The organism is Nocardia sp. NPDC050175 (genome assembly GCF_044459885.1).
Classification (GTDB): Bacteria; Actinomycetota; Actinomycetes; order Mycobacteriales; family Mycobacteriaceae; genus Nocardia.
In genome coordinates this window covers 128,196-149,581 of the sequence record NZ_JBITJI010000001.1, presented here as the reverse complement: position 1 = coordinate 149,581, position 21,386 = coordinate 128,196, and the positions used below count along the sequence as shown (strand labels likewise).

24 protein-coding genes are annotated in these 21,386 nt (G+C 65.7%); 8 read left to right on the top strand and 16 right to left on the bottom strand.

Translation table 11 applies throughout. The annotated features are described in order from the left end of the window. Window positions 1-102 precede the first annotated feature (102 nt). Entirely contained in the window at window positions 103-852 is a 750-nt protein-coding gene (locus tag ACIBK2_RS00675) for an alpha/beta hydrolase (RefSeq protein WP_396962115.1), read from the top strand. 44 nt (window positions 853-896) lie between these two features. Here ACIBK2_RS00675 and ACIBK2_RS00670 read toward each other — a convergent pair whose 3' ends face one another. The 11 genes from ACIBK2_RS00670 to ACIBK2_RS00620 form a co-directional block, all read right to left on the bottom strand. After that, on the bottom strand, window positions 897-1,322 hold the full coding sequence (locus ACIBK2_RS00670; RefSeq protein ID WP_396962113.1) for a hypothetical protein: 426 nt from the start codon (window positions 1,320-1,322) through the stop codon (window positions 897-899). Then, window positions 1,319-2,260, bottom strand: a complete 942-nt coding sequence (locus ACIBK2_RS00665) for a metallophosphoesterase family protein (protein ID WP_396962111.1) — start codon at window positions 2,258-2,260, stop codon at window positions 1,319-1,321. The genes ACIBK2_RS00670 and ACIBK2_RS00665 overlap by 4 nt, the downstream gene beginning before the upstream one ends. Then, window positions 2,257-2,724 (bottom strand): plastocyanin/azurin family copper-binding protein, encoded by a 468-nt coding sequence (locus ACIBK2_RS00660; RefSeq protein WP_396962109.1) that lies wholly within the window; start codon window positions 2,722-2,724, stop codon window positions 2,257-2,259. The genes ACIBK2_RS00665 and ACIBK2_RS00660 overlap by 4 nt, the downstream gene beginning before the upstream one ends. 80 nt (window positions 2,725-2,804) lie before the next feature. Beyond that, window positions 2,805-3,494 (bottom strand): ubiquinol-cytochrome c reductase iron-sulfur subunit, encoded by a 690-nt coding sequence (locus ACIBK2_RS00655; protein ID WP_396962107.1) that lies wholly within the window; start codon window positions 3,492-3,494, stop codon window positions 2,805-2,807. After that, window positions 3,491-4,057, bottom strand: coding sequence for an RNA polymerase sigma factor (locus ACIBK2_RS00650; RefSeq protein ID WP_396962105.1), 567 nt, complete (start codon window positions 4,055-4,057; stop codon window positions 3,491-3,493). The genes ACIBK2_RS00655 and ACIBK2_RS00650 overlap by 4 nt, the downstream gene beginning before the upstream one ends. 197 nt (window positions 4,058-4,254) lie before the next feature. Then, window positions 4,255-4,770, bottom strand: coding sequence for a peptide-methionine (S)-S-oxide reductase MsrA (msrA, locus tag ACIBK2_RS00645; RefSeq protein WP_357384334.1), 516 nt, complete (start codon window positions 4,768-4,770; stop codon window positions 4,255-4,257). Then, the gene (gene msrB / locus ACIBK2_RS00640; RefSeq protein ID WP_396962102.1) at window positions 4,767-5,222 is read right to left on the bottom strand and encodes a peptide-methionine (R)-S-oxide reductase MsrB; all 456 of its coding nucleotides are present in this window, start codon (window positions 5,220-5,222) and stop codon (window positions 4,767-4,769) included. Before msrB ends, msrA begins: the two co-directional genes overlap by 4 nt. A 98-nt stretch (window positions 5,223-5,320) precedes the next feature. Continuing rightward, window positions 5,321-6,091 carry a 2-phosphosulfolactate phosphatase gene (locus ACIBK2_RS00635; RefSeq protein WP_396962100.1) on the bottom strand — a complete coding sequence of 257 codons (771 nt, stop codon included), beginning with the start codon at window positions 6,089-6,091 and terminating at the stop codon, window positions 5,321-5,323. Window positions 6,092-6,155: 64 nt separating this feature from the next. Next, window positions 6,156-6,437 (bottom strand): hypothetical protein, encoded by a 282-nt coding sequence (locus tag ACIBK2_RS00630; RefSeq protein ID WP_396962098.1) that lies wholly within the window; start codon window positions 6,435-6,437, stop codon window positions 6,156-6,158. Between the two features lie 71 nt (window positions 6,438-6,508). Continuing rightward, the gene (locus ACIBK2_RS00625) at window positions 6,509-7,174 is read right to left on the bottom strand and encodes a peptidylprolyl isomerase (RefSeq protein ID WP_396962096.1); all 666 of its coding nucleotides are present in this window, start codon (window positions 7,172-7,174) and stop codon (window positions 6,509-6,511) included. A gap of 62 nt (window positions 7,175-7,236) precedes the next feature. Next, window positions 7,237-8,022, bottom strand: a complete 786-nt coding sequence (locus tag ACIBK2_RS00620) for a DsbA family protein (RefSeq protein WP_396962094.1) — start codon at window positions 8,020-8,022, stop codon at window positions 7,237-7,239. Between the two features lie 173 nt (window positions 8,023-8,195). Here ACIBK2_RS00620 and ACIBK2_RS00615 point away from each other — a divergent pair, with 173 nt between their 5' ends. Together ACIBK2_RS00615 and ACIBK2_RS00610 are read left to right on the top strand one after the other, a co-directional pair. Further along, entirely contained in the window at window positions 8,196-8,594 is a 399-nt protein-coding gene (locus ACIBK2_RS00615; RefSeq protein ID WP_396962092.1) for an NUDIX domain-containing protein, read from the top strand. Between the two features lie 55 nt (window positions 8,595-8,649). After that, window positions 8,650-9,369: a haloacid dehalogenase type II gene (locus ACIBK2_RS00610; RefSeq protein ID WP_396962090.1), complete on the top strand. Its 720-nt coding sequence runs from the start codon at window positions 8,650-8,652 to the stop codon at window positions 9,367-9,369. A gap of 53 nt (window positions 9,370-9,422) precedes the next feature. On the opposite strand, the gene ACIBK2_RS00605 is transcribed toward ACIBK2_RS00610, so the two are convergent. The 4 genes from ACIBK2_RS00605 to ACIBK2_RS00590 all read right to left on the bottom strand — a co-directional run bounded on the left by ACIBK2_RS00605 (window position 9,423) and on the right by ACIBK2_RS00590 (window position 13,653). Then, the gene (locus tag ACIBK2_RS00605) at window positions 9,423-10,049 is read right to left on the bottom strand and encodes a hypothetical protein (protein WP_396962088.1); all 627 of its coding nucleotides are present in this window, start codon (window positions 10,047-10,049) and stop codon (window positions 9,423-9,425) included. Window positions 10,050-10,121: 72 nt separating this feature from the next. Continuing rightward, the gene (locus tag ACIBK2_RS00600; RefSeq protein WP_396962086.1) at window positions 10,122-11,183 is read right to left on the bottom strand and encodes an ADP-ribosylglycohydrolase family protein; all 1,062 of its coding nucleotides are present in this window, start codon (window positions 11,181-11,183) and stop codon (window positions 10,122-10,124) included. Between the two features lie 98 nt (window positions 11,184-11,281). Next, window positions 11,282-12,499 (bottom strand): FAD-dependent monooxygenase, encoded by a 1,218-nt coding sequence (locus ACIBK2_RS00595; protein WP_396962084.1) that lies wholly within the window; start codon window positions 12,497-12,499, stop codon window positions 11,282-11,284. 8 nt (window positions 12,500-12,507) lie between these two features. After that, the gene (locus ACIBK2_RS00590) at window positions 12,508-13,653 is read right to left on the bottom strand and encodes an LLM class flavin-dependent oxidoreductase (protein WP_396962082.1); all 1,146 of its coding nucleotides are present in this window, start codon (window positions 13,651-13,653) and stop codon (window positions 12,508-12,510) included. Window positions 13,654-13,904: 251 nt separating this feature from the next. Between ACIBK2_RS00590 and ACIBK2_RS00585 the strand changes: the two genes are divergently transcribed. Continuing rightward, entirely contained in the window at window positions 13,905-15,629 is a 1,725-nt protein-coding gene (locus ACIBK2_RS00585; protein ID WP_396962080.1) for a DUF3556 domain-containing protein, read from the top strand. A gap of 1 nt (window position 15,630) precedes the next feature. Here ACIBK2_RS00585 and ACIBK2_RS00580 read toward each other — a convergent pair whose 3' ends face one another. After that, entirely contained in the window at window positions 15,631-15,954 is a 324-nt protein-coding gene (locus ACIBK2_RS00580; RefSeq protein WP_396962078.1) for an NIPSNAP family protein, read from the bottom strand. 532 nt (window positions 15,955-16,486) lie between these two features. Between ACIBK2_RS00580 and ACIBK2_RS00575 the strand changes: the two genes are divergently transcribed. The 4 genes from ACIBK2_RS00575 (at window position 16,487) to ACIBK2_RS00560 (ending at window position 21,383) form a co-directional block, all read left to right on the top strand. Then, window positions 16,487-17,422 carry an RDD family protein gene (locus ACIBK2_RS00575; RefSeq protein WP_396962076.1) on the top strand — a complete coding sequence of 312 codons (936 nt, stop codon included), beginning with the start codon at window positions 16,487-16,489 and terminating at the stop codon, window positions 17,420-17,422. A gap of 436 nt (window positions 17,423-17,858) precedes the next feature. Next, window positions 17,859-19,040, top strand: coding sequence for an ROK family transcriptional regulator (locus tag ACIBK2_RS00570; RefSeq protein WP_396962074.1), 1,182 nt, complete (start codon window positions 17,859-17,861; stop codon window positions 19,038-19,040). 38 nt (window positions 19,041-19,078) lie between these two features. Next, window positions 19,079-20,419, top strand: coding sequence for an ABC transporter substrate-binding protein (locus ACIBK2_RS00565; protein WP_396962072.1), 1,341 nt, complete (start codon window positions 19,079-19,081; stop codon window positions 20,417-20,419). Between the two features lie 7 nt (window positions 20,420-20,426). Next, window positions 20,427-21,383 (top strand): carbohydrate ABC transporter permease, encoded by a 957-nt coding sequence (locus ACIBK2_RS00560; RefSeq protein WP_396962070.1) that lies wholly within the window; start codon window positions 20,427-20,429, stop codon window positions 21,381-21,383. Window positions 21,384-21,386 lie beyond the last annotated feature (3 nt).

Sequence of the window (21,386 nt, the reverse complement as noted above, 5' to 3'; positions counted from 1 at the left end):
CTGTATCCAGGTGGGTGCTCCCCGTCCGCTTCACGGTTGGCGATTGATGTAGGTGTCGCCGGGAGCGCCTGTACGTCAAGGCCATCCCGAAAGGGGATACCAATGCATTTCACTACAGAGACATCGTTGAACGGTGTAGTTGAACGTAATTTCACGGTGGGCGAGATCACCGGCGTGCTGTGGTCGCCCGCATCCGGCTCGAATGGTGCGCCCCTGATCTTGCTGGGTCACACCGGCGGCCTACACAAGAAGGCGCCCGGAATCTGCATCCGCGCACAGCATTACGTGAGCGCCTATGGGTTCACCGTCGCCGCGATCGATGCACCCGGCCACGGCGACCGACCACGAAACGCCCGGGACCAACAGTGGGTCGCCGCCATGCTGCAAGCCCGGGCGGCGGGCGAGCCGATCGGCCCGATCATCATCGACTACAACACCTCCCTGGCCGAGCGCGCCGTGCCGGAATGGCAGGCCACCCTGGACGCCCTGCAAGCACTGCCCGAGATCGGCAAACAAGCCCTGATCGGTTACGGCGGCAGCACATTGGGCACCGCGACCGGCGTGATGCTGGCGTCAGCCGAATCAAGAATCGCCGCAGCCAATTTCGGCACAGTGTTCGTCTACGACGCACTGACCGCCGCGGCCCGCCGGATCACCATCCCGATCGAGTTCTTCCTCGCCTGGGATGACGAGGAAATCGACCGCCGCTCCGGTCTCGCACTGTTCGACGCCTTCGCTTCGAAGGAAAAGACACTGCACGCCAACCCGGGCAGGCACAACCAAGTACCCGGATTCGAGGTCGACAACTCAGCGAGATTCTTCGCCCGGCATCTCGGCACCGTACCGGCCTGATATGGCATCGGCGACCGGCCCCGCCCCGGTCGCCGATGTCGAGGTCAGGCGGTCCGTCTCGACGCGGCACCGGGTGTGTGTCGCAACGGCTGCCTCCGATATACCAGCAGTGAAGCCACACACAGGACAACGGTGAGGACCTCCGCGCCCACGCTCAGCGCGGCCTGCGGCGCGGGTTCCCAACCGATCTCGCTGAATCCGAAAAGCCCGGTGGTGCGCGACAATACGAACGCGCCCAACGCTCCGACTGCTAGCCCGGCCGCCGCGACCCGCAATGACCACGGACCGGCGAGCACTAGCAGGGCGAGCGCGAACGAGGCGGCGGCTTGCAGCAGGAATGACGGGCCGATGATGTGGATGTAGCGGTAGCCGTTGCCATAGAGGTCCGCGTGGATGTAACCGCTGACTACCAGGCTCGCGCTGATTCCCGCGCGTACAAACAGATCCGGCGATAAGAGACGTCCGGTCATTTGAGCGTCTGCTCCTTGATCGCCAACATCTGCTGACCCTTTTGATAGGTCACCTCGCGGATTCCCAAGGCGTCGTGCAGCTTTCCCGCAGGCAGTGTCACCGGCTTCGGTGCGGGCCCGTCGCCGGGTTTCGGTAGGGGATAGGCGGTGGTGGTGCCGCTGTAGAAGGTGATGTTTCCTTCGGTTTTTGTGAACAGTTGGTGCACATGGCCGTTGAGGCAGGTGACGGAGGAGAACCGTCGCAGATAGCTCAGCGCCTCGGTGGCATCGTCGGTGCCCCAACCCCATTGGGGATACATCGCGAACAGCGGGATGTGACTGAACACGATGATCGGTGTGTCGCTGGACAGTCCGGCGACGTCCTTGCGCACGAAGTCCAGTTGATCCTGCCCCAGATGTCCGAGCGTCTGCAGATTCAGCGTATTCACCAGGGCGATCAGGTGGACGCCCGCGATGTCGAGGCTGTACCAGCCATCACCTCGGGTGCCCTTGCCGAACACGGATCGATACTTCTGTCCCGCGTCATCGGTCGAATCATGTTCTCCCGGAACGGTGAACACGTGCGGCGTGTTCAGCCCCTGCATCATCTGCGCGACCTGATCGAACTGCTCCGGGGTGGCCAGGTGCGTGAGATCACCGGTGTGGATGACGAAATCAGGCTGGTAGCCAAGCGAATTCACCTGACCGATCGCCTCGGTGAAGGTATCGGTGACATTCGCATTGGCGGTGCCCTGGAAGCCGATGTGGCTGTCGCTGAGCTGGGCGAAGCGCAGCGTCGGGCGGCCATCCGCGACGGGCGGTGCGGCACCGGCGACATGCGAGATCACCTCGCCGCCGATCACGGTCAACCCGACCGCGGCCCCGAACCAGGCACTGTGCCGCATGAGCTGCCGTCGCGTCATCGCGTGCGGGTCGCGCGGATCGGTGTGCTCGCTCATGGGGTGACCAACACCGTCGCCTTCATGAACGGATGGATCGAGCAGATGTAGGCGAAAGTGCCCGCCTTGGCGAAGGTGAACGTGTACGTCGCCCCCGCTCCCATCCCCGGCGAATGGAAACTACCGTCGGTAGCCGCGACGGTGTGCGGCTCCTCGTCATGGTTCACCCAGGTGACCGTCGTGCCCGCCTTGACCGTGAGCGCCGCCGGCGCGAAGGCGAAGTTGTCGATGTTCACCGCGTTCGGCCCGGCCGGAGCCGCCGCCTGCGTGGGCGGAGCCATCGACATTCCAGGCATAGAGCCGGGCATGCTGCCACCCGGCTGCAAACCAGGAGTCTCTGTGCCGGAAGCGAATACGGGCGTCGGCGCGGAGTTGGTCGCGCCCTGGCTACCGCAGGCGGTCACGATCGCCAGCATTACCGCTGCCGCGCCGATGACTATCGCTCGCCGTGGAATACGTCTCATCGATCCGGTCCTCCATCCGGGGTGGGTCTGCCCGCTGGTGCGGGTCCTCACCGATAGATAGCGACCGGGGTTACAACGACTCAGGCAGGTTCGGTCGGCGCGAATACCTCTATCGCGCCGTTGTTTTCCCGCACCTGCAGGTGCGGCAGCGGTGCGGGCGCGATCGGCAACTGATGGGCGAGCACCCGGCCGTCGGCGGCGAACGAGGTCGAGTGGCATGGGCAACGAAGCTGGGCGGCGGGGGAGTCGAGCCACAACTTGCAGCCCTGATGAGTGCACACACCGGACACCGCCGTCACAACCCCGTTGACGCGGCGCACGAACCCGCTCAGGGTGCCGACATCGAAATGAATGATGCTCCCCTCGGGGAACTCGGAACTGGCCGCGACCGCCCGCCAGGCACCATTGTTCGGCGTCAAAGTCTCCTGTGCCGCAGGATCGTTCGACTGCTCACTACCGACAACCGCATGATCGATCGCCGCACCGGCGGCCGCCGCCATCGCGGCCGCCGAGGTCCCGATCACCACGCGGCGGCGCGGCGTCGCCCCTGAGGCGGTGGGTTCGGTTGCCGCGCCGTCGATTTCGGTAGCGAGCCGCCGATGCAGATCGGCCAGAAATTCCTCACTGGGCGCCTGACTGCCGAGACGCGCGGCCCGCAGATCGATGGCCGTACGCATCTGCTCGGCTTCGTCGGCGTCCGGCCGGAACGATCGGGGCCGACGCCCGGCCAGCAACTGCTCGACGTACCGCCGCACGTCTCGCCCGCTCACTCGACACCTCCCGCACTCGTCCGCGCCGCCATCTGTAATGCACGATGCTGCAACACTTTCGCATTCGCGACGCTGACACCCAACGTATGCGCCGCGTCGCGCACAGACAGCCCTTGCAGGAACCGTAGTTCCAGGATCCGCCGGTAGCGATCCGGCAGCCGATCCAGCACCGCCCGCGCCCGAGCCGCCGAGGTCGGGTCCGGTGGCTCGGGATCGGGCCGATCATCGACGATATCGTCCTCGATCGTGGTGATCTCCCGACCCATGCGCGTCCGCCAGTATCCCGCGAGCACGGTGCGCGCGGTGGCCCGCAGGTAGGCCCGCACCTCGGCCACGCTCGCCGAAACCCGCAGCGGCTTCAGCGCGGCCATGAACACCTCGGCCGTCAGATCCTCGGCGTCCGGCCGATTCCCGACCTTCGAGAACATCAGCGCGAACACCCAGGAGACGTTATCCCGATACACGGCCTCCCAGTCGGAATAGCCGGCACCGGAGACCAACCGCAACTCCCGGCCCGATCCCGGTTCCGTCGGAGACGGCCCGGCGCCCGTTCGTCCCACCATGCCCACCTTCTGAGTGCGGTGTAACCACGCTCCCTACTAAGTACGGAACGGGGTTACACCGGGCATCGGTTCAATGGGCTCGGGTTGAACGACGACTGCGCCACCTGAAGCAGGTGGCGCAGTCGGTCGTGTACTTTTTCAGTTTTACTCGATCACAGTGTGCCCGAACACCTTTGACCGGCGTCGGGCACGACCGTTTACTTCGCGGCGTTCTCCCGCTTCGGGAGCTTCCAGCCCGGCCGCGGGAAGTGGCAGGTGTACCCGTCCGGGTACTTCAGCAGGTAGTCCTGGTGCTCGGCCTCGGCCTGCCAGAACTCACTCGCCGGCGTCACCTCGGTGACGACCGGTCCTGGCCACAGCCCCGACGCGTCCACGTCGGCGATGGTGTCCAGCGCGACCCGCTTCTGATCCTCGTCGAGGTAGAAGATCGCTGACCGGTAGCTGCTGCCGATGTCGTTGCCCTGCCGGTCCTTGGTCGTCGGATCGTGGATCTGGAACAGGAACTCCAGCAGCGCCCGGTAGTCGGTCTGCGCCGGGTCGTAGGTGATCTCCACGGCCTCCGCGTGACCGGGGTGGTTGCGGTAGGTGGGGTGATCGTTGCGCCCGCCGGTGTAGCCGACCCGCGTCGACACCACCCCGGGCTGCCTACGAATCAAGTCCTCCATACCCCAGAAACAACCGCCGGCCAAAATCGCCTTTCGCGTGTCCGTCACGCGTCCTCCTTCGTGAACAGAGTCCGGAACTGCCCATAACCTTCGGCCTCGAGATCATCGAGGTGAATGAAGCGCAGCGCCGCCGAATTGATGCAATACCGCAGGCCACCTTCGGCGCGCGGCCCGTCGGTGAACACATGCCCGAGATGGCTGCCACCGTGCGCCGAACGCGCCTCGGTGCGAATCATCAGATGGCTGAAGTCTCGCTTCTCGACCACATTCCCGGCGTCGATCGGCTTGGTGAAACTCGGCCAGCCCGATCCGCTGTCGAACTTGTCGACCGAAGCGAACAACGGCTCACCCGACACCACATCGACGTAGATGCCCGGTTCGTGATTATCCCAGTACTCGCCCGTGAACGCCCGCTCGGTCCCGTTCTCCTGGGTGACGTGGTACTGCTCAGGTGACAGGGCGGCGACGGCCGCGGGATTCCTGTTGTATTCCTGTGCCACATGACCTCCTCATATCGGCCCCACGTATAACCCGAGCTCCGGGTGGGAAAGTCCCCGGTCGCGGCGACGTCACACTTCGGTCATCATTGTCCGCCACCTCAGTCTGCCGCGTCACTAAAGGCTCCGTCTACCAGCACCGGAACGACCTTGCTCGCGTCGATTTCGATCGCGACGGCGACATCGTCGGCGAATCCGATACTCGCGAGTTCGCGGCCGGACGCGCACTCGGTGATCAGCGAAGGAACATCGCCTGTCGCGTCATAGGTGGTCTTGGCCGCTGATGCCTCGGGCGACAGTGGTCCGGCACCGTTCTCGGCGAGGGCTGAGATGATCGCGGCCGCGCCGAACCAGTCCTCGATCGCGGGCCGCAGTACGTCCTGACCCGGCCAATGCTCACCCGCGGCGATCACCGAGATCGGCTGGTCCGCGGTACCCCAGCCTTGCTCGACGATCCAACGAGCCACCGCCGATGCGTTCCGCAGGCACGCGGCGATTACCGGCACTCCACCGACCGCGGCCGAGATCGCCGATCCATTCGGCGACGGCAATACCAGGCGTGCCGGGGCGGGCGCCCGTCGAAGTGCCGCAGGGGACAGCGACCACGGTTGCTGCTCGGACGCGGCTTTTCGCCCGACAGCTAGTTGCGCGTCACGGCTGACCGCGAATTCCGCCGCTGTCGCGTCTCGCGACGGATACGGAAAGACCCGCGTCCCCGCGTCGACAGCAACCGAGACCGATGTCGTGAACGACAGCACATCGATAACGACAATCGCCGCACTATCGGGCCCCAAAGCCCGCGCGCCCGCCAAACCCCAGTCGACGCGCACTCCCCACGGAAGTTGCTTGGACCACTCAGGAATCGTCGGCATCCCCATTCCCTCCCCGATTACCAGCCGATGGAAATGCCCCCGCCGAAGCGGGGGCACGATTCCGTCAGAAGAAGTACGCGGTCCCCGACGAACTGCCGGTCCCGTACCCCATGCTCTTCAGCCAATTCTTGAAGCCGATCAATGCGTTGCCCACCGGCCCCGGATCGCTGCACGAACCACCGACCGACGAGAACGTGCACCCGTCGTCCGCTACCGCTGAGGTACCAACAGACGGACCGCTCTCCGCGGCTGCCGTCCCCGATCCTGCCAAGACACCGACAACCACCCCACCGGCCAGCACCACACTGCCGATGCCACGCTTCACACTGCTTTTCGATGTACTCATCCGTACGAAGCTACCGCACCGCAACGTGAAACCGTTTGCCCCGCAGCACCCCCCAACTCTGGGGGCTCGCACTATCCCAGGCGGGCGGCGTTGATCACCACCGGCTCGGCAGGCAGCCCGTCGAGTGGCCCGCGCTCGGTCGGCGTGATCCCCGCGGCGACCATCCGGTCCAGCACATCCATGCCGCTCACGACCTGCCCGAGCACCGAATAGTTCGCCGGAATATGCGCGAACGAGTGCACGATGAAGAATTCGCTGCCGTTGGTGCCCGGCCCCTGATTGCCCATGGCGACCGTGCCGCGCTCATAGGTCTCGGTGCCGTCGACCTCATCGGGGAACTGGTAGCCGGGACCACCCTTCTCCACCTCGTAGATGTCGCCGCACTGCAGCACACCCAGCCGGGCGCTGTCGGTCAGCCGCCAGCACTGGCTCTGGTCGTAAAAGCGTTGCAGCACCAGGCTTGCCATGTTCTGCACGCCACACGGCGCGGCCCCGGCGCGGTTGAGCCGGATGGTCACCGGGCCGTAGTTGAACTGGAACGTCACGTCCATGGTGCCGACCGCCAGCGCGACCGGCGGCGGCGACACGACCGGCCGGGTCGCAGCGTTGTCCGGCGCGGTCGGCGTGAAGGCGCACGACACCACGGGCGGACCGGCCGAGGCCGGCGCGGTGCCCGCGACCAGCCCGGACAACGAGAGGACGGTGATGGCGAACGCGGCGCCCCAGCGAGGATTCATAGCCAGCAAACTAGCCGATGCCACCGAAACACGTTCGGCAAAGCCGCAATCCGGACAGGTAATTAGCGGGCGGCGGTGATCAGCGAGCCGAGTCCGTCCGGGGCGAAGAGCGGCTGGGCCTCGGTCACCTGCTGGCCGTTGATGAACACCGACGGGGTGGACTTGATGCCGCTCGCGAGGAGTTCCTTGGTCTTGGCCCGCAGGTACGGGTCGTACTTGCGGTCGGTAATGCACTGGGCCACTGCGGAATCGGTGTATCCGGCATCGCGGGCGAGCTCGATCAACCGGTCGTCGGGCAGGCCGTCACCGCCTTCGGCGGGCTGCTGCTCGAACATCGTGGCGAACCAGGCCTGGTACTTCGACGGGTCCGCCTCGGCGACGCAGTACGAGGCGTTGCCCGCGCGCGAGGAGTACTGGCTGGTCGACGCCCGGTCCAGGAACGAGATCACGTTGTATTCGACGACGGCCGAACCGCTGGTCACGGCCTCCTCGAGCACCTTGGCGTTGGCCTTCTCGAACATCTGGCACGCGGGACACTGCAGGTCGGCGACCACCCGGACGGTGACCTTCGCACCGGGATCGCCGATCCGGACCGCACCGTTGTCGGTGACGCCCGCGGGCGCGGCGGGCAGCTGGTTGGCCACCGGAACCTGGCCGGCGTCCTGGACCGGTCGCGGCGTGCCGATGAAGTCCTTGGTGAGGTCGCGCGCCACCACGCCGACGCAGACCGCCGCGACGAGCGCGAAGAGCACGCCGCCCGCCACCAGGCCGACCAGAACCTTGCGGTTGTGCTGGGCGCGCTCCGACTCCGATGGGAGGGTCGACCAGCCACCTCGAGTGGTGTTCACCGTGTAATCCCCCGTGCCTCTCGCCAATTGAACAGTTTCGCTCCGTCACGATAGTGGTTGCCGGACCGGTTTGGTGGCGCTGACCGGGTCGAGTACGTGTCCAGTACCCGGCGCCGACACTGTGACGGATATTCGCTTGCCCGCCACCCGAGCCGGAAAAGTAGGGTGGTCGGGTGATTCGCACAGCCGCGTTGGCCCACATCAGGGATCGTCGTCTGCTGCAGACGCGATCGATCGGCAAGGACATCTTCTACATGGCGGGCGGGAAGATCGATCCCGGCGAGACGCCCGAGGGCGCACTACATCGCGAGGTGCGCGAGGAACTCGGCGTCGGCGTCGTGTCCTTCGACGAGCTCGGTGTTTTCGAGGCGGAGGCCGTCGGCCACGCCGCTGGCACCCGGCTGCACATGACGTGCTTCACCGCCGAACTGGACGGCGAACCCAAGCCGACCAGTGAGATCGCCGAACTGCGTTACTTCACGGTGCGCGAGTACGCCGCGATGGACCACGTCGCGCCAGGCTCGATGCTGGTGTTCCGCAAGCTGCACGAGCTCGGGATCGTCGACTGGTAGGAAACGCCGCGCCTCGTTTCGATCTGTGCGATGTTGAAATCGGAAGGGAGAGCAGATGTCAGAGTTCGATCCGACAGCCATCCAGGTGGTGGCCTGCGATATCTTCGGCACCACTGTTGACTGGTTCACCGGGGTCTCAGAGCAGGCCGCCGACGTATTCCGCACGGCCGGTGTCGATCTCGATGCGGCGGTCTTCACCAACGAGTGGCGCGACATGTATGTGCCTGCCATGCAACGGGTTACGAACGGCGAGCGAGCGTGGGTCTACCTCGACACACTGCATCGGGAATCGCTCGATCAACTGCTGGACCGCCACGGCGCAGAGCTCGACGAGACAGCCCGCAAGCGCCTGGTTCGTGCCTGGCATCTGCTGCCCGCCTGGCCTGATTCCGTGGAAGGTCTTGCCCGCCTGAGTGATCGATACACCTTGGCCGCGCTGTCCAACGGTGGTTTCGCGCTGCTCACCCGGCTGGTCAAGGCGGCGGGCCTGCCCTTCGACTGCATCCTGTCCGCCGAACTGGCGCAGGCCTACAAGCCCGAGCCTCAGGTGTATCGCACTGCGGCCGGGCTGCTCGACGTCGAGCCTGCCCAGGTGCTCATGGTCGCGGCGCACACCTGGGATATATACGGTGCAAATGCTGTTGGCATGCGCACTGCCTTCCTCGAGCGTCCACTGGAGAAGGGCCCGGACGGCAAGGCCGACCGCGCTGAAGATACTCAGAGCGATCTGACCGTCACCAGCTTTACCGAACTCGCCGAAAAACTAGGCTGCTGAATACTTTTGGGATTGCCCGGCCCTTCGTGCGGCCGGGCAATCTCAACGACGTGTCAGAACAGTGACTGCGCGTCGGCGGCGATGAAGAAGCCGTGACCACCCTGATCGCACCTGACGCCTGCGGCCATCGAGGTGCACGCGATGCCGCGGACAATGATCGTCTGGCCGTATCCGAGCACCTTGCCCCCGCCCCGGTTGCCTCCGTCGAGCGGTGGTCCGACGAAAATGCCCTGGCTCAGGCACCTGAACTGCCCTTTGCCACCGATTACCTGCGCTGCCACCTCGCGGTTCGCGCGGGTGCCGCAATCGGGCAGCTCCGCGGGGACCACCGACGCGTGTGCCAATTGGCAACCCGTGCCGATGCCGTCGGACTCGATGAACCCGCACAGGATGTTCCCGCTCGGCGACTGGAAGTAGTACTTGCCGTCGCTTTGATAGTCGCGCGCATCGACGGTCGCGTCGTCCCGAGACGGGAGCTTGGTGGTGGCTGCGCTGCCCGCCGTCTCCGGTGCCGCAGCCGAATTACGCTGCGGCGGTGACGCTTCCGTCGCCGCGCCAGCGGAAACCGGAACGCCCGGACCGGACGGGGCGCTCGCGACAGAGTTCTTCCCGTCGTTCGAACACCCCGCTAGTGCACCTATCGCGGCAACAGCCGCGATCGCCAAAACAATTGCCCTCATGTCGTCTCCCAAGTCGATTCCGCCCCAACGATCTTGATATTCATCGATCGGGCCGACCGGTCCGTTACCCCGTCACAGACCCGCGTCCAGGGGGTATCGAGCGTCGAGCCCGGATCGGTCGCCGAGGCCGAAGTTCATGACGAGGTCGTCGGCGACCTGGACCAGCACGTCGCGTCCCTCGACCGTCGCTGCCCAATCCATCGGCAGCGCGGAGATGCCGTGCACCGCGCCGATCAGGTTGCCCGCCACCGCGCCGGTCGAATCGGAGTCACCGGAGTGGTTCACCGACAGCAACAGTGCCGCGCGTACGTCGCCGGTCTTGGCTGCCTGCAGCGCGCAATACACCGCGATGGCCAGGCATTCCTCAGCGATCCAGCCCGCGCCGACGTGCTCGACCTGGTCGGCGGTCGGCGGTTCCTCGGCCAACGTGACCGCCCTGTTCAACGCGGCCACCGTCTCCTCGGTCGAGGGGATGCCCTCGAGCTGAGCGATCGTTTGCTGCACCGCGATCGGCAACTCGAGCCCGCTCACCACCCGATCGAGAATCGCCGCGAACGCGCCCGCCGCGAGGTATCCCGTCGGATGCCCGTGCGTCAACTGCGCGGCCCGCGCCGCCGTGCCGAAGGCCTGATCGGGCCCCATCCCGGCCAGTCCGAACGGCGCGGACCGCATCACCGTCCCGCACCCTTTCGAGTGCGGATTCACCGGCCCGTTCTCCCCGAGCGGCTCCGGCGCGATATATCCCCGCGACTGCCGACTGAGCCCGGACATGCACGCATTCCCCGGGGCCCGAGACGCATACAGAAACGGCAAACTCGCCAACCAGCCATCACTGTGTGCGGCGGGCCGACCGCCCTGCTGAGTCTGCAACCACCGCAGATAAGCCCGCCGCAATGCGGGCACCGGATCGGCCGCCGCCGACCGCAACAACCCCTCGGCCGTGAACAACGTCATCTGCGTGTCGTCGGTGATCTCCTGCGGTGCCCCAGCATTGTGCTGCGGCAAATACCCCGTCACCCCCTCCTCGCCATACCTCCCACGAATCTGATCCAACTTCAAGAACTCGATGGGCCACCCCAGCGCGTCCCCAATCGCCCCGCCCACCAGGGATCCCCGAACCCGGTCGAATGTCATCGCGTAATCCACCATAAGACAACATCATTACCGACCCACCCCACCCGTGTCCCCGTACTTCCTCCAGCAGCCGACCTCGGAGCGCTTGACCAACAGCGCTACTCGCGCATCCTGTCGAATGCCGCGTAGTCCTTCACCGGGATCGAGTCGTGTAGGCGGACGCCTTTGGTGTTGAGCTTGGCGGCGGCGCGGCTCACGGGGGCGGGTAGTGCGTTGATCAGGCGGATGGCGTTGACCATTGCCCATACGTCGAAGCGGCGGGCGGGGACGAGGGTTTTCGCGGCGGTGCGGGCGAAGCTGCGGCTGCGGTGGACGTAATCGCCGATCTCGTGTTCGTATGCGGCGAAAGCGGCGGAATAGTCGCCGGCGTGTGCGGCGAGTTCGCTCGCGAGGATGTAGGAGCCCACTACGGCCATGCTGGTGCTGCCGCCGACGGCGGGGCCGGGGCAATACGCGGCGTCGCCGACCAAGGTGACCCGGCCGCGGGACCAGGTATCCAATTGAAGTTGGGTGATGGAATCGAAGTAGAAAGACGGGGTGTGGTCCAGCTCGGCCAGTAGCCGTGGAACCTCCCACGCCATATCGTGGAAGTGGCTGCGCAGCAACTCTTTCTGCTGCTCGGTGTCGCGAGAGTGGTACTCCAGCGGTTGCGGTGTGCGAAGGAAGAACCCTGCCCGCGCGTCGTCCATATGGGCCGCGCTGTAGATGCCCGCGACCCGGCCGACGTCGACGGTCATCTCCATGACGCCGTTCAACTCCAGGTAATTGGGCACGGAAAATATCGCCAGATACGCGCCGAGCCACGTGGTGAACCCGGATTCCGGGCCGAAGACCAATCTGCGGACGTTCGAGTGCAGCCCGTCGGCCCCGACGATCACGTCGAAGCGCTGTGGCGGGCTGTGTTCGAAGGTGACCTCGCCGTCGTCACCGATGGTGGCGATCGAGTCGTCGAAGAGGTAGGTGACATCGGAAGATGTTGTGTTGTAGAGGATCTCGCTCAGGTCGTCACGCATGATCTCGACGTGACTGTCGGATACGGCAGTGAAAAGCTTGCGTAGATCCAGTGTCACGGTCTTGCCGGAGGGGCGGCGAATCACGAGGGCATCGGTCCCGGTGGCTTTGGCCCGAATTTCGTCGACCACGCCCATCCGCTCCACGATCTGCATCGCGGGCCGGAACAGATCCACCGCATGCCCGCCGCCGGTCTTGCGTGGTGCCGCAGTGCGTTCGACGACCGTGACGTCGAACCCGTACCGGTTGAGCCAGTAGGCGAGCACGGGGCCGGCGATGCTGGCCCCGGAAACAAGGATGCGCATCGATCCCCCTAAACCGGCTGTCGCCGCAGCTGCCGCGCTAACCAGAGCAGGACGCCGTAGCCGAATGCCATGTCGGCGTTGGATACCAGGGCGGCGGTGGGGAAGATGATGGCGTGCCGCAGTCCCGCGTCGGCTAGTGTCCGGACGCGGGCCAGAATCTCCGGGGGAGTGCCGATCATGAGCCAGTCGTGTAGCACCTCGTCGGGGACCTCCGCGATGGCCGCCTGCACCTCGGCTTTGGTCAGCTGGTGCGGCAGCAGATCGATCAGGCCGCGGAAGCCTTCGCCGAGAGGGTGTTTCACACCGTAGCGCGCCCAGACCGTGTCGGGTGCGAGCAAGCCGAGATAGCGCACCGACGGGGCGCGCAGCAGTCGCCTGATCCCGGCTTGGGTTCGCGCGGTGAGCATTTGGATCATCTGCGCGGGGACGATCGCGTCCGGGTCGCGACCGGCGGTGCGGGCGGAGGTGTGCACCAGCTTCAGTCGGCGCTCGTACTCGTCCGGCGAGAGCGTCTCCCACGGATACCAGCCGTCGGCGTAGCGCCCGGTCAGTTCGAGCATTCGGGGCCCGTGCGCGCCGAGCCAGATCTGCGGCATCCGGTCGGCCGGGGCGGTCAAATCCATGGGCGCCTTGTCGATTCGGTAGTACTTTCCGGCGAAGTCGATGGATTCCGCCTCGGTCAGTGCCGCGCGAATCACCTGCAGCGCCTCCTCCAGGCGATCGACCGGCCGATTCCAGGTGAACCCGTACGGATCGAGGTTCTCGGTCTCGCCGGACCCGAGGCCGAGGATCGGCGGCACCTTCGTCATATGCGCCAGCGTGAGAAACGTCTGCGCGAGCATCACCGGATGCCTGCGGTGCGGATCGGTCACCCCGACCCCCAACTGCACCCGCCCGGCCCCGGCGGCCAGGTGCGCGAGCAGCGGGGCGTAATCGAACTGCGCGTCCGGGCTGCGCAGCGCCTTCGCCTGCGGGGTGAAATCGGTATCCCAGATGGCCTGCGGAAACACGCTGATCAAATGATCCGGCGCCAGAATCGAATCCAACCGGCCGAGCCGAGCCATCCGGACCAGGAAGCGCGCGGCGCCCAGCGGCGGATTGACACCGGCCATCGTGCCTACGGCAAACGATCGGGGCTTGTGCGATTCGGACACGAAGGTCTCCTCTCGACCGGTGTGCCGCAGCGGGCACCCCACCGATTATCCCGACGACCCTCGTTCGCGTCCGGTGATTCCTCGGCGCGCACCGTCGCCCACCGGCCCGATGGGCCACGGCGACCGCCTCGGCGCGATCGTTTCGAGACTACAGAATTGACACACGTTGCAGTTCCTGTCAACGTATCGAAGGACCGGAAGGTCCCTGATTCGGCTGGGCACCTCGGTGTCGTCGAATCGGAGAGTGCTCTATGGGGTTTCTCGAGCCCGAACTGCCCGTGGTCGATCTGGCGGAGTGGAGCAAAGGTACTCGCAGCGAACGAATACGGCCGATGGCCCGGCACTGGGCCGAGGTGGGTTTCGGGACGCCGGTCGCGTTGCATCTGTTCTATGTCGGCAAGGTCGGCCTCTATGTGCTCGGCGGCTGGCTGATCGTGTTGTGCACCAAGGGCATCGACGGATTCACGAATGTCGGCGACTGGTGGTCGGAGCCGATCGTCTTCCAGAAGGTCGTGCTGTACACGTTGCTGTTCGAGGTGGTCGGGCTCGGGTGTGGGTTCGGGCCGCTGAACAACAGGTTCTTCCCGCCGTTCGGCTCGATCCTGTATTGGTTGCGGCCCAAGACCATTCGGCTGCCGCCGTGGCGTATTCCCTTGACCGAGGGCACAACTCGGTCGGTGGTGGACGTCGTGCTGTATGCAGCATTGTTGGTGATGACAGTGATCGCGTTGCTGTCCAACGGGACCGGTCCGGTACCGGAGTTGGATACGACGGTAGGGCTGCTTCCGGTGTGGCAGATCGTCGCGGTCCTCGCCCTGCTCGCAGTGATCGGATTACGCGACAAGGTGATCTTCCTGGCGGCGCGCGGCGAGGTCTACGCCACGCTGACGGTCACCTTCCTGTGCACCGGCGTCGACGTGATCGTCGCCGCCAAGGTGGTTTTCGTGGTGATCTGGATGGGCGCGGCGATCTCGAAGCTGAACAAGCACTTCCCGTTCGTGATCTCCACCATGATGTCCAACAGTCCGGTCTTCCGGCGAAAGTCGCTGAAGCGCAAGTTCTTCGAGAATTTCCCCGACGACCTGCGGCCGGGCCGCCTGTCCCGCCTCTTCGCCCACGGCGCTACCGCCGTCGAGCTGTTGGTCCCACTGGTGCTGTTCTTCTCACACGGCGGCCTCGTAACGACGATCGCCGCGGTCGTGATGGTCGGCTTCCACCTGGGCATCCTGACCGCCGTGCCGATGGGCGTGCCGCTGGAGTGGAACGTCTTCATGATCTTCGGCGTGCTGGTCTTGTTCGTCGCGCACGCCGACCTCGGGCTCGGTGACCTGCACAACCCCGTACCGGTGGCGGTGCTGTTCGTCGTGATCGCGGGCATCGTGCTCGCCGGAAACCTGTTCCCGCGCAAGATCTCGTTCCTGCCCGGCATGCGCTACTACGCGGGCAACTGGGACACCACCATGTGGTGCGTCAAACCGTCGGCGGCGGAGAAGATCGGCCGCGGGATCGTCGCGATCGCCAGCATGCCGCAGGCCCAACTCGAGCGGTTCTACGGCAAGGACCGCGCGCAGATCCCGATGTACATGGGCTACGCCTTCCGCGCCATGAACACCCACGGCCGCGCACTGTTCACCCTGGTCCATCGAGCCATGCCGCCCGGCCACGAGGACGAATACACCCTCACCGACGGCGAACGCATCTGCAGCACAGCCGTCGGCTGGAACTTCGGCGACGGCCACCTGCACAACGAACAGCTCATCGCCGCGATGCAGGAGCGCTGCCACTTCGAGCCCGGCGAAGTCCGCGTCGTACTGCTCGACGCCCAGCCGATCCACAAGGGCATCCAGGCCTATCGCCTGGTCGACGCCGCCACGGGCGAATTCGAGCGCGGTGTCGTATATGTGGCGGATATGGTGACCCGCCAGCCGTGGGCCGACGACGTGCCCGTGCACGTCCGCGATAACGCGCCTGCCTGAACTACTCTCGTTCGGCGTGGTCCGGCAGTAGCGGGCGCATGAAGGTGCGCTCGTATCGCAGCACGCAGCCGCTCTCGTCCCTGATGCGGTCGGCCGCGATGAAGTCGGGATCGACGCCGAACAGCGCTCGGTACTGTTCGTAGGCGCTGAGGCTGGCGAAGCTGAACAGTGCCATGGCCTTGTCGCTTGCCCCTTCCGAGGGCAGGAAATAGCCGTGGTGGGTGCCGCCGTGGCGATCTACCAGTTCCATCCAGCGGCGGCCGAATCGCTCGAACGCGTCGATCTTCGCCGGATCGATCACGTACTCCGCAACACAGGTGATCACGATGTCAGCCTAATGATCACCACCGATGTGTGTTCTAGATCACAGGCCGTTTGGGTTGCTGACGGCGGGGCATACTGCCCGACGGCGCACAGGGCGCCCTCGGAACCGTGTATTGGAAGGATCGGTATCTGTCGTGGGTTTGCTACTGGTGGGAATCGGTACTGCGTCAGCCGTTGTGATCGCGACGCACGGTGTGGTGGTAGCGGCGCATTTGGCGCAGCGACGGCCCGCACCTCGTCGCCGGCCGGTTGCCGTCGACGTCCGGCCCGCGACCTCCCCGCGCGTCTCCGCTTAGCGCAAACGCTCCGAAACTTCTTCTCCGCCTGTATCTTCGGCATCACGTCGGTACTTTGCTACTATCGCACCCGCACTGCGGACTCTGGATCGGGTTAGTCGCCACGATTCGAGCCGCAAGTCCCGTGTCGGCTGTTCAGCCGATGGTGTGACCTCGTCGCGGCGAGGAATCTGTGAGAGGCAAGAACAGACCGCCGGATAGCCGAGGCTCGTCCGGTACTGCGAAGAGGTGCACACGATGGCCGAGCACATCCCGCCACCCGATATGGCGCCGGCCGGTAGCCGAATCGCCGCATGGGCGATCGACTTCGCGCTGATCGTGGCTGCCGCGGTATTGCTCGGCTCGATCACGCACTATCGAATCGCCGACTATCTGTCCGGCTGGCCCGGGCTCGCGGAATCGGGCGGCTGGGACCTGTTCCGCGCGAACGGGGACTGGGGCGGCGCGGGGAAAACGTTCGGGTGGGACGTCTTCGGTGAAATCCTGCTGCTGATCGGCGAGGCGTTCGTCGCGCTGGTGCTGCTGGTGTTCGCCTACCAGTTCGCGGCGCTGGCCTGGAAGGGCCGCACGCTCGGAAAGTTCTTGCTGGACATCCGAGTTCATTCACTCGCGGATTCGCAAGGCGCCCTGGGCAAGTGGCAGTCCGCCCGTAGAGCCTTCGCCAGCACCTTGGTCGATGTCGGCTTCTACGCTGGCGCCTGTATCGCGCTACTTGCGGGCAAATTCGTGCTGTCCCTGGTTCTTTGGGTGGTCGCCGTTGTGGCGCTGGTGCTCAACGCCGTCCCCTTGGCGGGTGGTCGAACAATGATCGATCGCATCGCGGGGACAACGGTTGTCCGCGCGGGGCTGTACCAGAAGTCATGGCAGGCCGCACGGGATGCGGCGATCCTCGAACGCGGCACCCAGGTCGGCCTCGAACGAATGCAAGCCGTCAGCAACGCCATGAAACAACAGGCGCAACACCTCGCTGAGGACGAACGACTCCGGCAATTGCGCGAATCGGCCCAGGCGGCACAGCTGCGTCGGCTGGGGCAGGACGCGGGTCGGCACACCGGCGAGGCGGCCAGGCAGCTGCTCAATTCCGAACGCGGGCAGCAAGCGCAGGACACTGCCAAGAAGTTCAGCGCGAATCTTCGTGCGGTATACGACAAGCGGCGGCGCGCGTCCAGCTGATCATCCTCGTCGGCAGCAAGATCGAAATCGTCTGGGGAAATATCGAGCGCCAGATGATGCCCGCCCGCGAAGGGTGTGCCACGGGTCGAGACCGACTTGCTGAGGCCGATTTCCACGTCACAAGATCGGGCTCGACCGCGACCGGAGTCGGTAGCGTGGTCCGGCAGTAGTCGGCCGCCACGTCGAGATCCGTTGTGCTGATGGCTACTTCGCGAATCCGCATGGCAGCAAAGGTGATTCCGCTCGGTCCGCAGCGACGCCGGATCATCAACATTAGTTGAGATCAACCGCGCCTTTGTGCCGCATGACGTTTGGGTATCCGCTATGCGGACAGCGATTGACAGGCCGTCAAACCGGACATACAGTCCCTCCTCAAAGTAATTGGAAACTTTCCTAATAGTTCACCCGACGCGGGGTGGGGAGAGGGGTGTCCCCGTTGACCACGCGACAGACCCTCGCGGGCACACCGAGCCTGCTGCGCGCCATCAACGATCGTGCCGCGCTGGAACTGCTGCTCGCCAACGGTCCGCTGTCCCGAACCCAGATCGGCACGCTCACCGGTCTTTCCAAGCCGACGGCCTCCCAGCTGCTGTCCCGCTTGGAGACGGCCGGGCTGGTCGTTCCGGTCGGCACGATGGCGGGCGGCCCCGGTCCGAATGCGCAGCTGTACCAAGTCAATCCGGCCGCCGGATATGTGGCCGGACTCGATGTCACCGCAGGCCGGATTCGGATCGCGGTCGCCGACATCACCGGCCGCGTCATGGCCGAGCACGAGGTCTCCACCAAGGGCTGGCCCGCCGCCGAGACCACCGCCAGGGTGGGCGACGCGGTCGGCGAGGCGGTCGAACTGGCCGGACTCGCCAACGGTGTCTGCTGCGAGGTGGTCATCGGCATCGGCGGCGCGCTCGACCCAGCTACCGGCAAGCTGCGGTACGCCACGCACCTGCCCGGCTGGCACTCGCCGCGGCTGATCGACGAACTGGAGTCGGCCATCGGCTGCTCGGTGTCGATCGAGAACGACGTCAACCTCGCCGCCATCGCCGAGCAGGCGCACGGCGCGGCGCAGGGCTGCGAGGACTTCGTGCTGCTCTGGACCGGCGTCGGTGTCGGCGCGGCCATTGTCATCGCGGGCCGGTTGCATCGCGGGTTCCACAGCGGCGCAGGCGAAGTCGGCTACATGCCGCTGCCCGGTGCGCCGATCGTGCACGACGTGCGTCGCAAGAACTCCGGTGGTTTCCAGCAATTGGCCGGTGCGCCAGCGGTTGTGGCGCTGGCGAAGCAGCACGGACTGTCCGCGCCGACCGCGGCCCGGGTAGTGGCCGCCGCGCTGGAGACGCCGGGCGCGGGCGACGCCTTCCTGACCGAGTTCGCGGGTCGTCTGGCCCTCGGGCTGGCCTCGATCGTCTCGGTGGTCGACCCGGAGCTGCTGATCCTCGCCGGTGACGTGCCGACTGCCGGTGGCGAGCGGCTGCGCGCACTCGTCGAGGAAGCGCTGACGGAGCTCACCTTCTCGCGACCCGAGGTGCGCTCGAGCACCCTCCCGGGCTCGCCGGTACTGCACGGAGCGCTGGAACGCGCCTTGGCCACCACGAGGGACACCGTGTTCTCGACCCATTGATCCACCGCACACCCAGCAGTACCCAGGAGGACCCGCACATGCGCAGAACCACCCGCCGCACTCTCGCCGCCCTCACCGCATGCGCGACCGCCGCGCTCGTCGTCACCGCCTGCACCGGGCAGAGCTCCAGCGGTGGCGACGACGGATCCGCCGAAGGCAAAGACGTCACCATCACCTTCTGGCATGGCTGGAGTCAGGACAGCGAGGTCAAGGCGATCGACGACAACATCGCCGCGTTCGAGCAGCTGCACCCGAACATCCACGTGAAGCCGGTCGCCAATATCGCCGACGACAAGCTCGAACAGGCCTTGCGCGGCGGTGGCCGCGACGCCCCGGATGTGGTGTCCTCCTTCACCACCGACAACGTCGGCAAGTTCTGCGCCTCGAAGGTCTGGGCCGACCTCACGCCCTTCCTGAAGAAGGACGGCATCGACCCCGCCAAGACGTTCCCGGCCGGGATGCTCGAATACAGCCAGTTCGAGGGAAACCAGTGTTCGCTGCCGCTGCTCGGCGACTCGTACGGCTTGTATTACAACAAGACCGCATTCGCGGCAGCCGGAATTACTTCTCCACCAAAGACATTCAGCGAGTTCGAGGCCGCGGCGCTCAAGCTGACCATCGCCGAGGGGGACGGCTTCAAGCAGCTCGGCTTCATGCCGAACTACCACGGCTACGAGACCGCCGCCACGCGCTATCTGGCCCAGTACGGCGCCGACTACTTCGGCGCGGACGGTAAGTCGAACATCGGCACCGATCCCAAGGTCGCCGCGATGTTCGCGTGGCAGAAGGACCTGATCGCCAAGCTCGGCGGGTACGACAAGCTGGAGAAGTACCGCACCACCTTCGGCGAGGAGTTCAGCGCCAAGAATCCGTTCCACACCGGCCAGGTGGCCATGTCCTTGGACGGCGAGTGGCGCACCGCCTCGCTCGCCGAGGACCCGGTGAGCTTCGACTGGGCCACCGCACCTTTCCCGGTGCCGGACGATCAGGCCGCCACCTACGGCCGCGGCTACCAGACCGGCACCATCATCGGCGTCGCCAGTTCCAGCCAAAAGCAGACCGCGGCTTGGGAATTGGTGAAGTACCTGAGCACGAACACGGACGCGGTGGTCAGCTTCGCCAACGCCATCCACAACGTGCCGAGCACCAACGAGGCCTTGACGTCGCCGAAGCTGACGGCCGATCCGAACTTCAAGACCTTCATCGACATCGCGAAGAACCCGAACTCCGCCACCACACCGTCCAGCATCAACGGTGGCGCGTACCAGCTTTCGCTGCGCAACTTCGGCTACGACTACGAGGCGGGCAAGACCGACCTCGCGGCGGGCCTGGCCGCGACCGCGAGGGAAATCGACGAGGCGATCGTCCAGGCGAAGTGATGTAGCGATGGCACTGTCGAGCACCACCGTCCCCGCGGCACTCAAACGCAAGCGCCGCCGAGAAGCACTGCGCACCTTGGCGTTCCTCGCGCCGTGGCTGATCGGGTTCGGGTTCTTCTTCGCCTACCCGCTGCTGTCCACCCTCTACTTCTCCTTCATGAAGTACGACGGGTTCGCGACACCGACCTTCTCCGGCCTGAAGAACTGGGACTACGTGCTCGACAAGTACCCGTTCTTCTGGCCGGGCCTGGGCAACACCCTGTGGTTGGTGCTGGTGATGGTGTCGCTGCGGGTGGTGTTCGGGCTCGGCATCGGGCTGCTGGTCACCAAGATCAAGACCGGCGTCGGGTTCTTCCGGACGGTGTTCTATCTGCCGTTCCTCGCGCCGCCGGTCGCGGCCACCATCGCGTTCGCGTTCCTGCTGAATCCGGGGACCGGTCCGGTCAATCACCTGCTCGGCAATCTCGGTCTGCCGCAACCGGGTTGGTTCACCGACCCGAACTGGTCGAAGCCCGCGCTGACCATGCTGGCGCTGTGGGGCATCGGAGACCTGATGGTGATCTTCACGGCGGCCCTGCTGGACGTGTCGAGGGAGCAGTACGAGGCGGCCGAGCTGGACGGCGCGGGCTCCTGGCAGCGGTTCCGGTACGTCACGCTGCCGAACATCATGCCCATCGTGCTGTTCGCCGTGGTGACCGGCGTGATCCAGACGATGCAGTACTACACCCAGGCGATCGTCGCCGGAAAGGTCGCCAGCGGCAAGGCGGGTAGCTCCGGCGAGCCGTTCGAGCCGGGCTATCCGCACGGCTCCACCTGGACACTGCCGCAGATGGTCTACAACCTCGGCTTCCAGCGCTTCGATATCGGGTCCGCGTGTGTGGTCGCCGTGATCCTGTTCGCCATCTCGATGGCGTTCACCGCGCTGCTGCTGCGGCGCAAATCCGGCTTCCTGCAGGAGGACTGAGCG

What these genes read in the sequence shown, in the direction of transcription:
- ACIBK2_RS00610 (WP_396962090.1), top strand. Translation starts at nt 8,650, where the DNA reads ATGTCAGAGTTCGATCCGACAGCCATCCAGGTGGTGGCCTGCGATATC.
- ACIBK2_RS00650 (WP_396962105.1), bottom strand. Translation starts at nt 4,057, where the DNA reads ATGGTGGGACGAACGGGCGCCGGGCCGTCTCCGACGGAACCGGGATCG.
- ACIBK2_RS00630 (WP_396962098.1), bottom strand. Translation starts at nt 6,437, where the DNA reads ATGAGTACATCGAAAAGCAGTGTGAAGCGTGGCATCGGCAGTGTGGTG.
- ACIBK2_RS00635 (WP_396962100.1), bottom strand. Translation starts at nt 6,091, where the DNA reads ATGCCGACGATTCCTGAGTGGTCCAAGCAACTTCCGTGGGGAGTGCGC.
- ACIBK2_RS00670 (WP_396962113.1), bottom strand. Translation starts at nt 1,322, where the DNA reads ATGACCGGACGTCTCTTATCGCCGGATCTGTTTGTACGCGCGGGAATC.
- ACIBK2_RS00585 (WP_396962080.1), top strand. Translation starts at nt 13,905, where the DNA reads ATGGGGTTTCTCGAGCCCGAACTGCCCGTGGTCGATCTGGCGGAGTGG.
- ACIBK2_RS00660 (WP_396962109.1), bottom strand. Translation starts at nt 2,724, where the DNA reads ATGAGACGTATTCCACGGCGAGCGATAGTCATCGGCGCGGCAGCGGTA.
- ACIBK2_RS00595 (WP_396962084.1), bottom strand. Translation starts at nt 12,499, where the DNA reads ATGCGCATCCTTGTTTCCGGGGCCAGCATCGCCGGCCCCGTGCTCGCC.
- ACIBK2_RS00565 (WP_396962072.1), top strand. Translation starts at nt 19,079, where the DNA reads ATGCGCAGAACCACCCGCCGCACTCTCGCCGCCCTCACCGCATGCGCG.
- ACIBK2_RS00600 (WP_396962086.1), bottom strand. Translation starts at nt 11,183, where the DNA reads ATGACATTCGACCGGGTTCGGGGATCCCTGGTGGGCGGGGCGATTGGG.
- ACIBK2_RS00560 (WP_396962070.1), top strand. Translation starts at nt 20,427, where the DNA reads ATGGCACTGTCGAGCACCACCGTCCCCGCGGCACTCAAACGCAAGCGC.
- ACIBK2_RS00605 (WP_396962088.1), bottom strand. Translation starts at nt 10,049, where the DNA reads ATGAGGGCAATTGTTTTGGCGATCGCGGCTGTTGCCGCGATAGGTGCA.
- ACIBK2_RS00675 (WP_396962115.1), top strand. Translation starts at nt 103, where the DNA reads ATGCATTTCACTACAGAGACATCGTTGAACGGTGTAGTTGAACGTAAT.
- ACIBK2_RS00665 (WP_396962111.1), bottom strand. Translation starts at nt 2,260, where the DNA reads ATGAGCGAGCACACCGATCCGCGCGACCCGCACGCGATGACGCGACGG.
- ACIBK2_RS00625 (WP_396962096.1), bottom strand. Translation starts at nt 7,174, where the DNA reads ATGAATCCTCGCTGGGGCGCCGCGTTCGCCATCACCGTCCTCTCGTTG.
- ACIBK2_RS00575 (WP_396962076.1), top strand. Translation starts at nt 16,487, where the DNA reads ATGGCCGAGCACATCCCGCCACCCGATATGGCGCCGGCCGGTAGCCGA.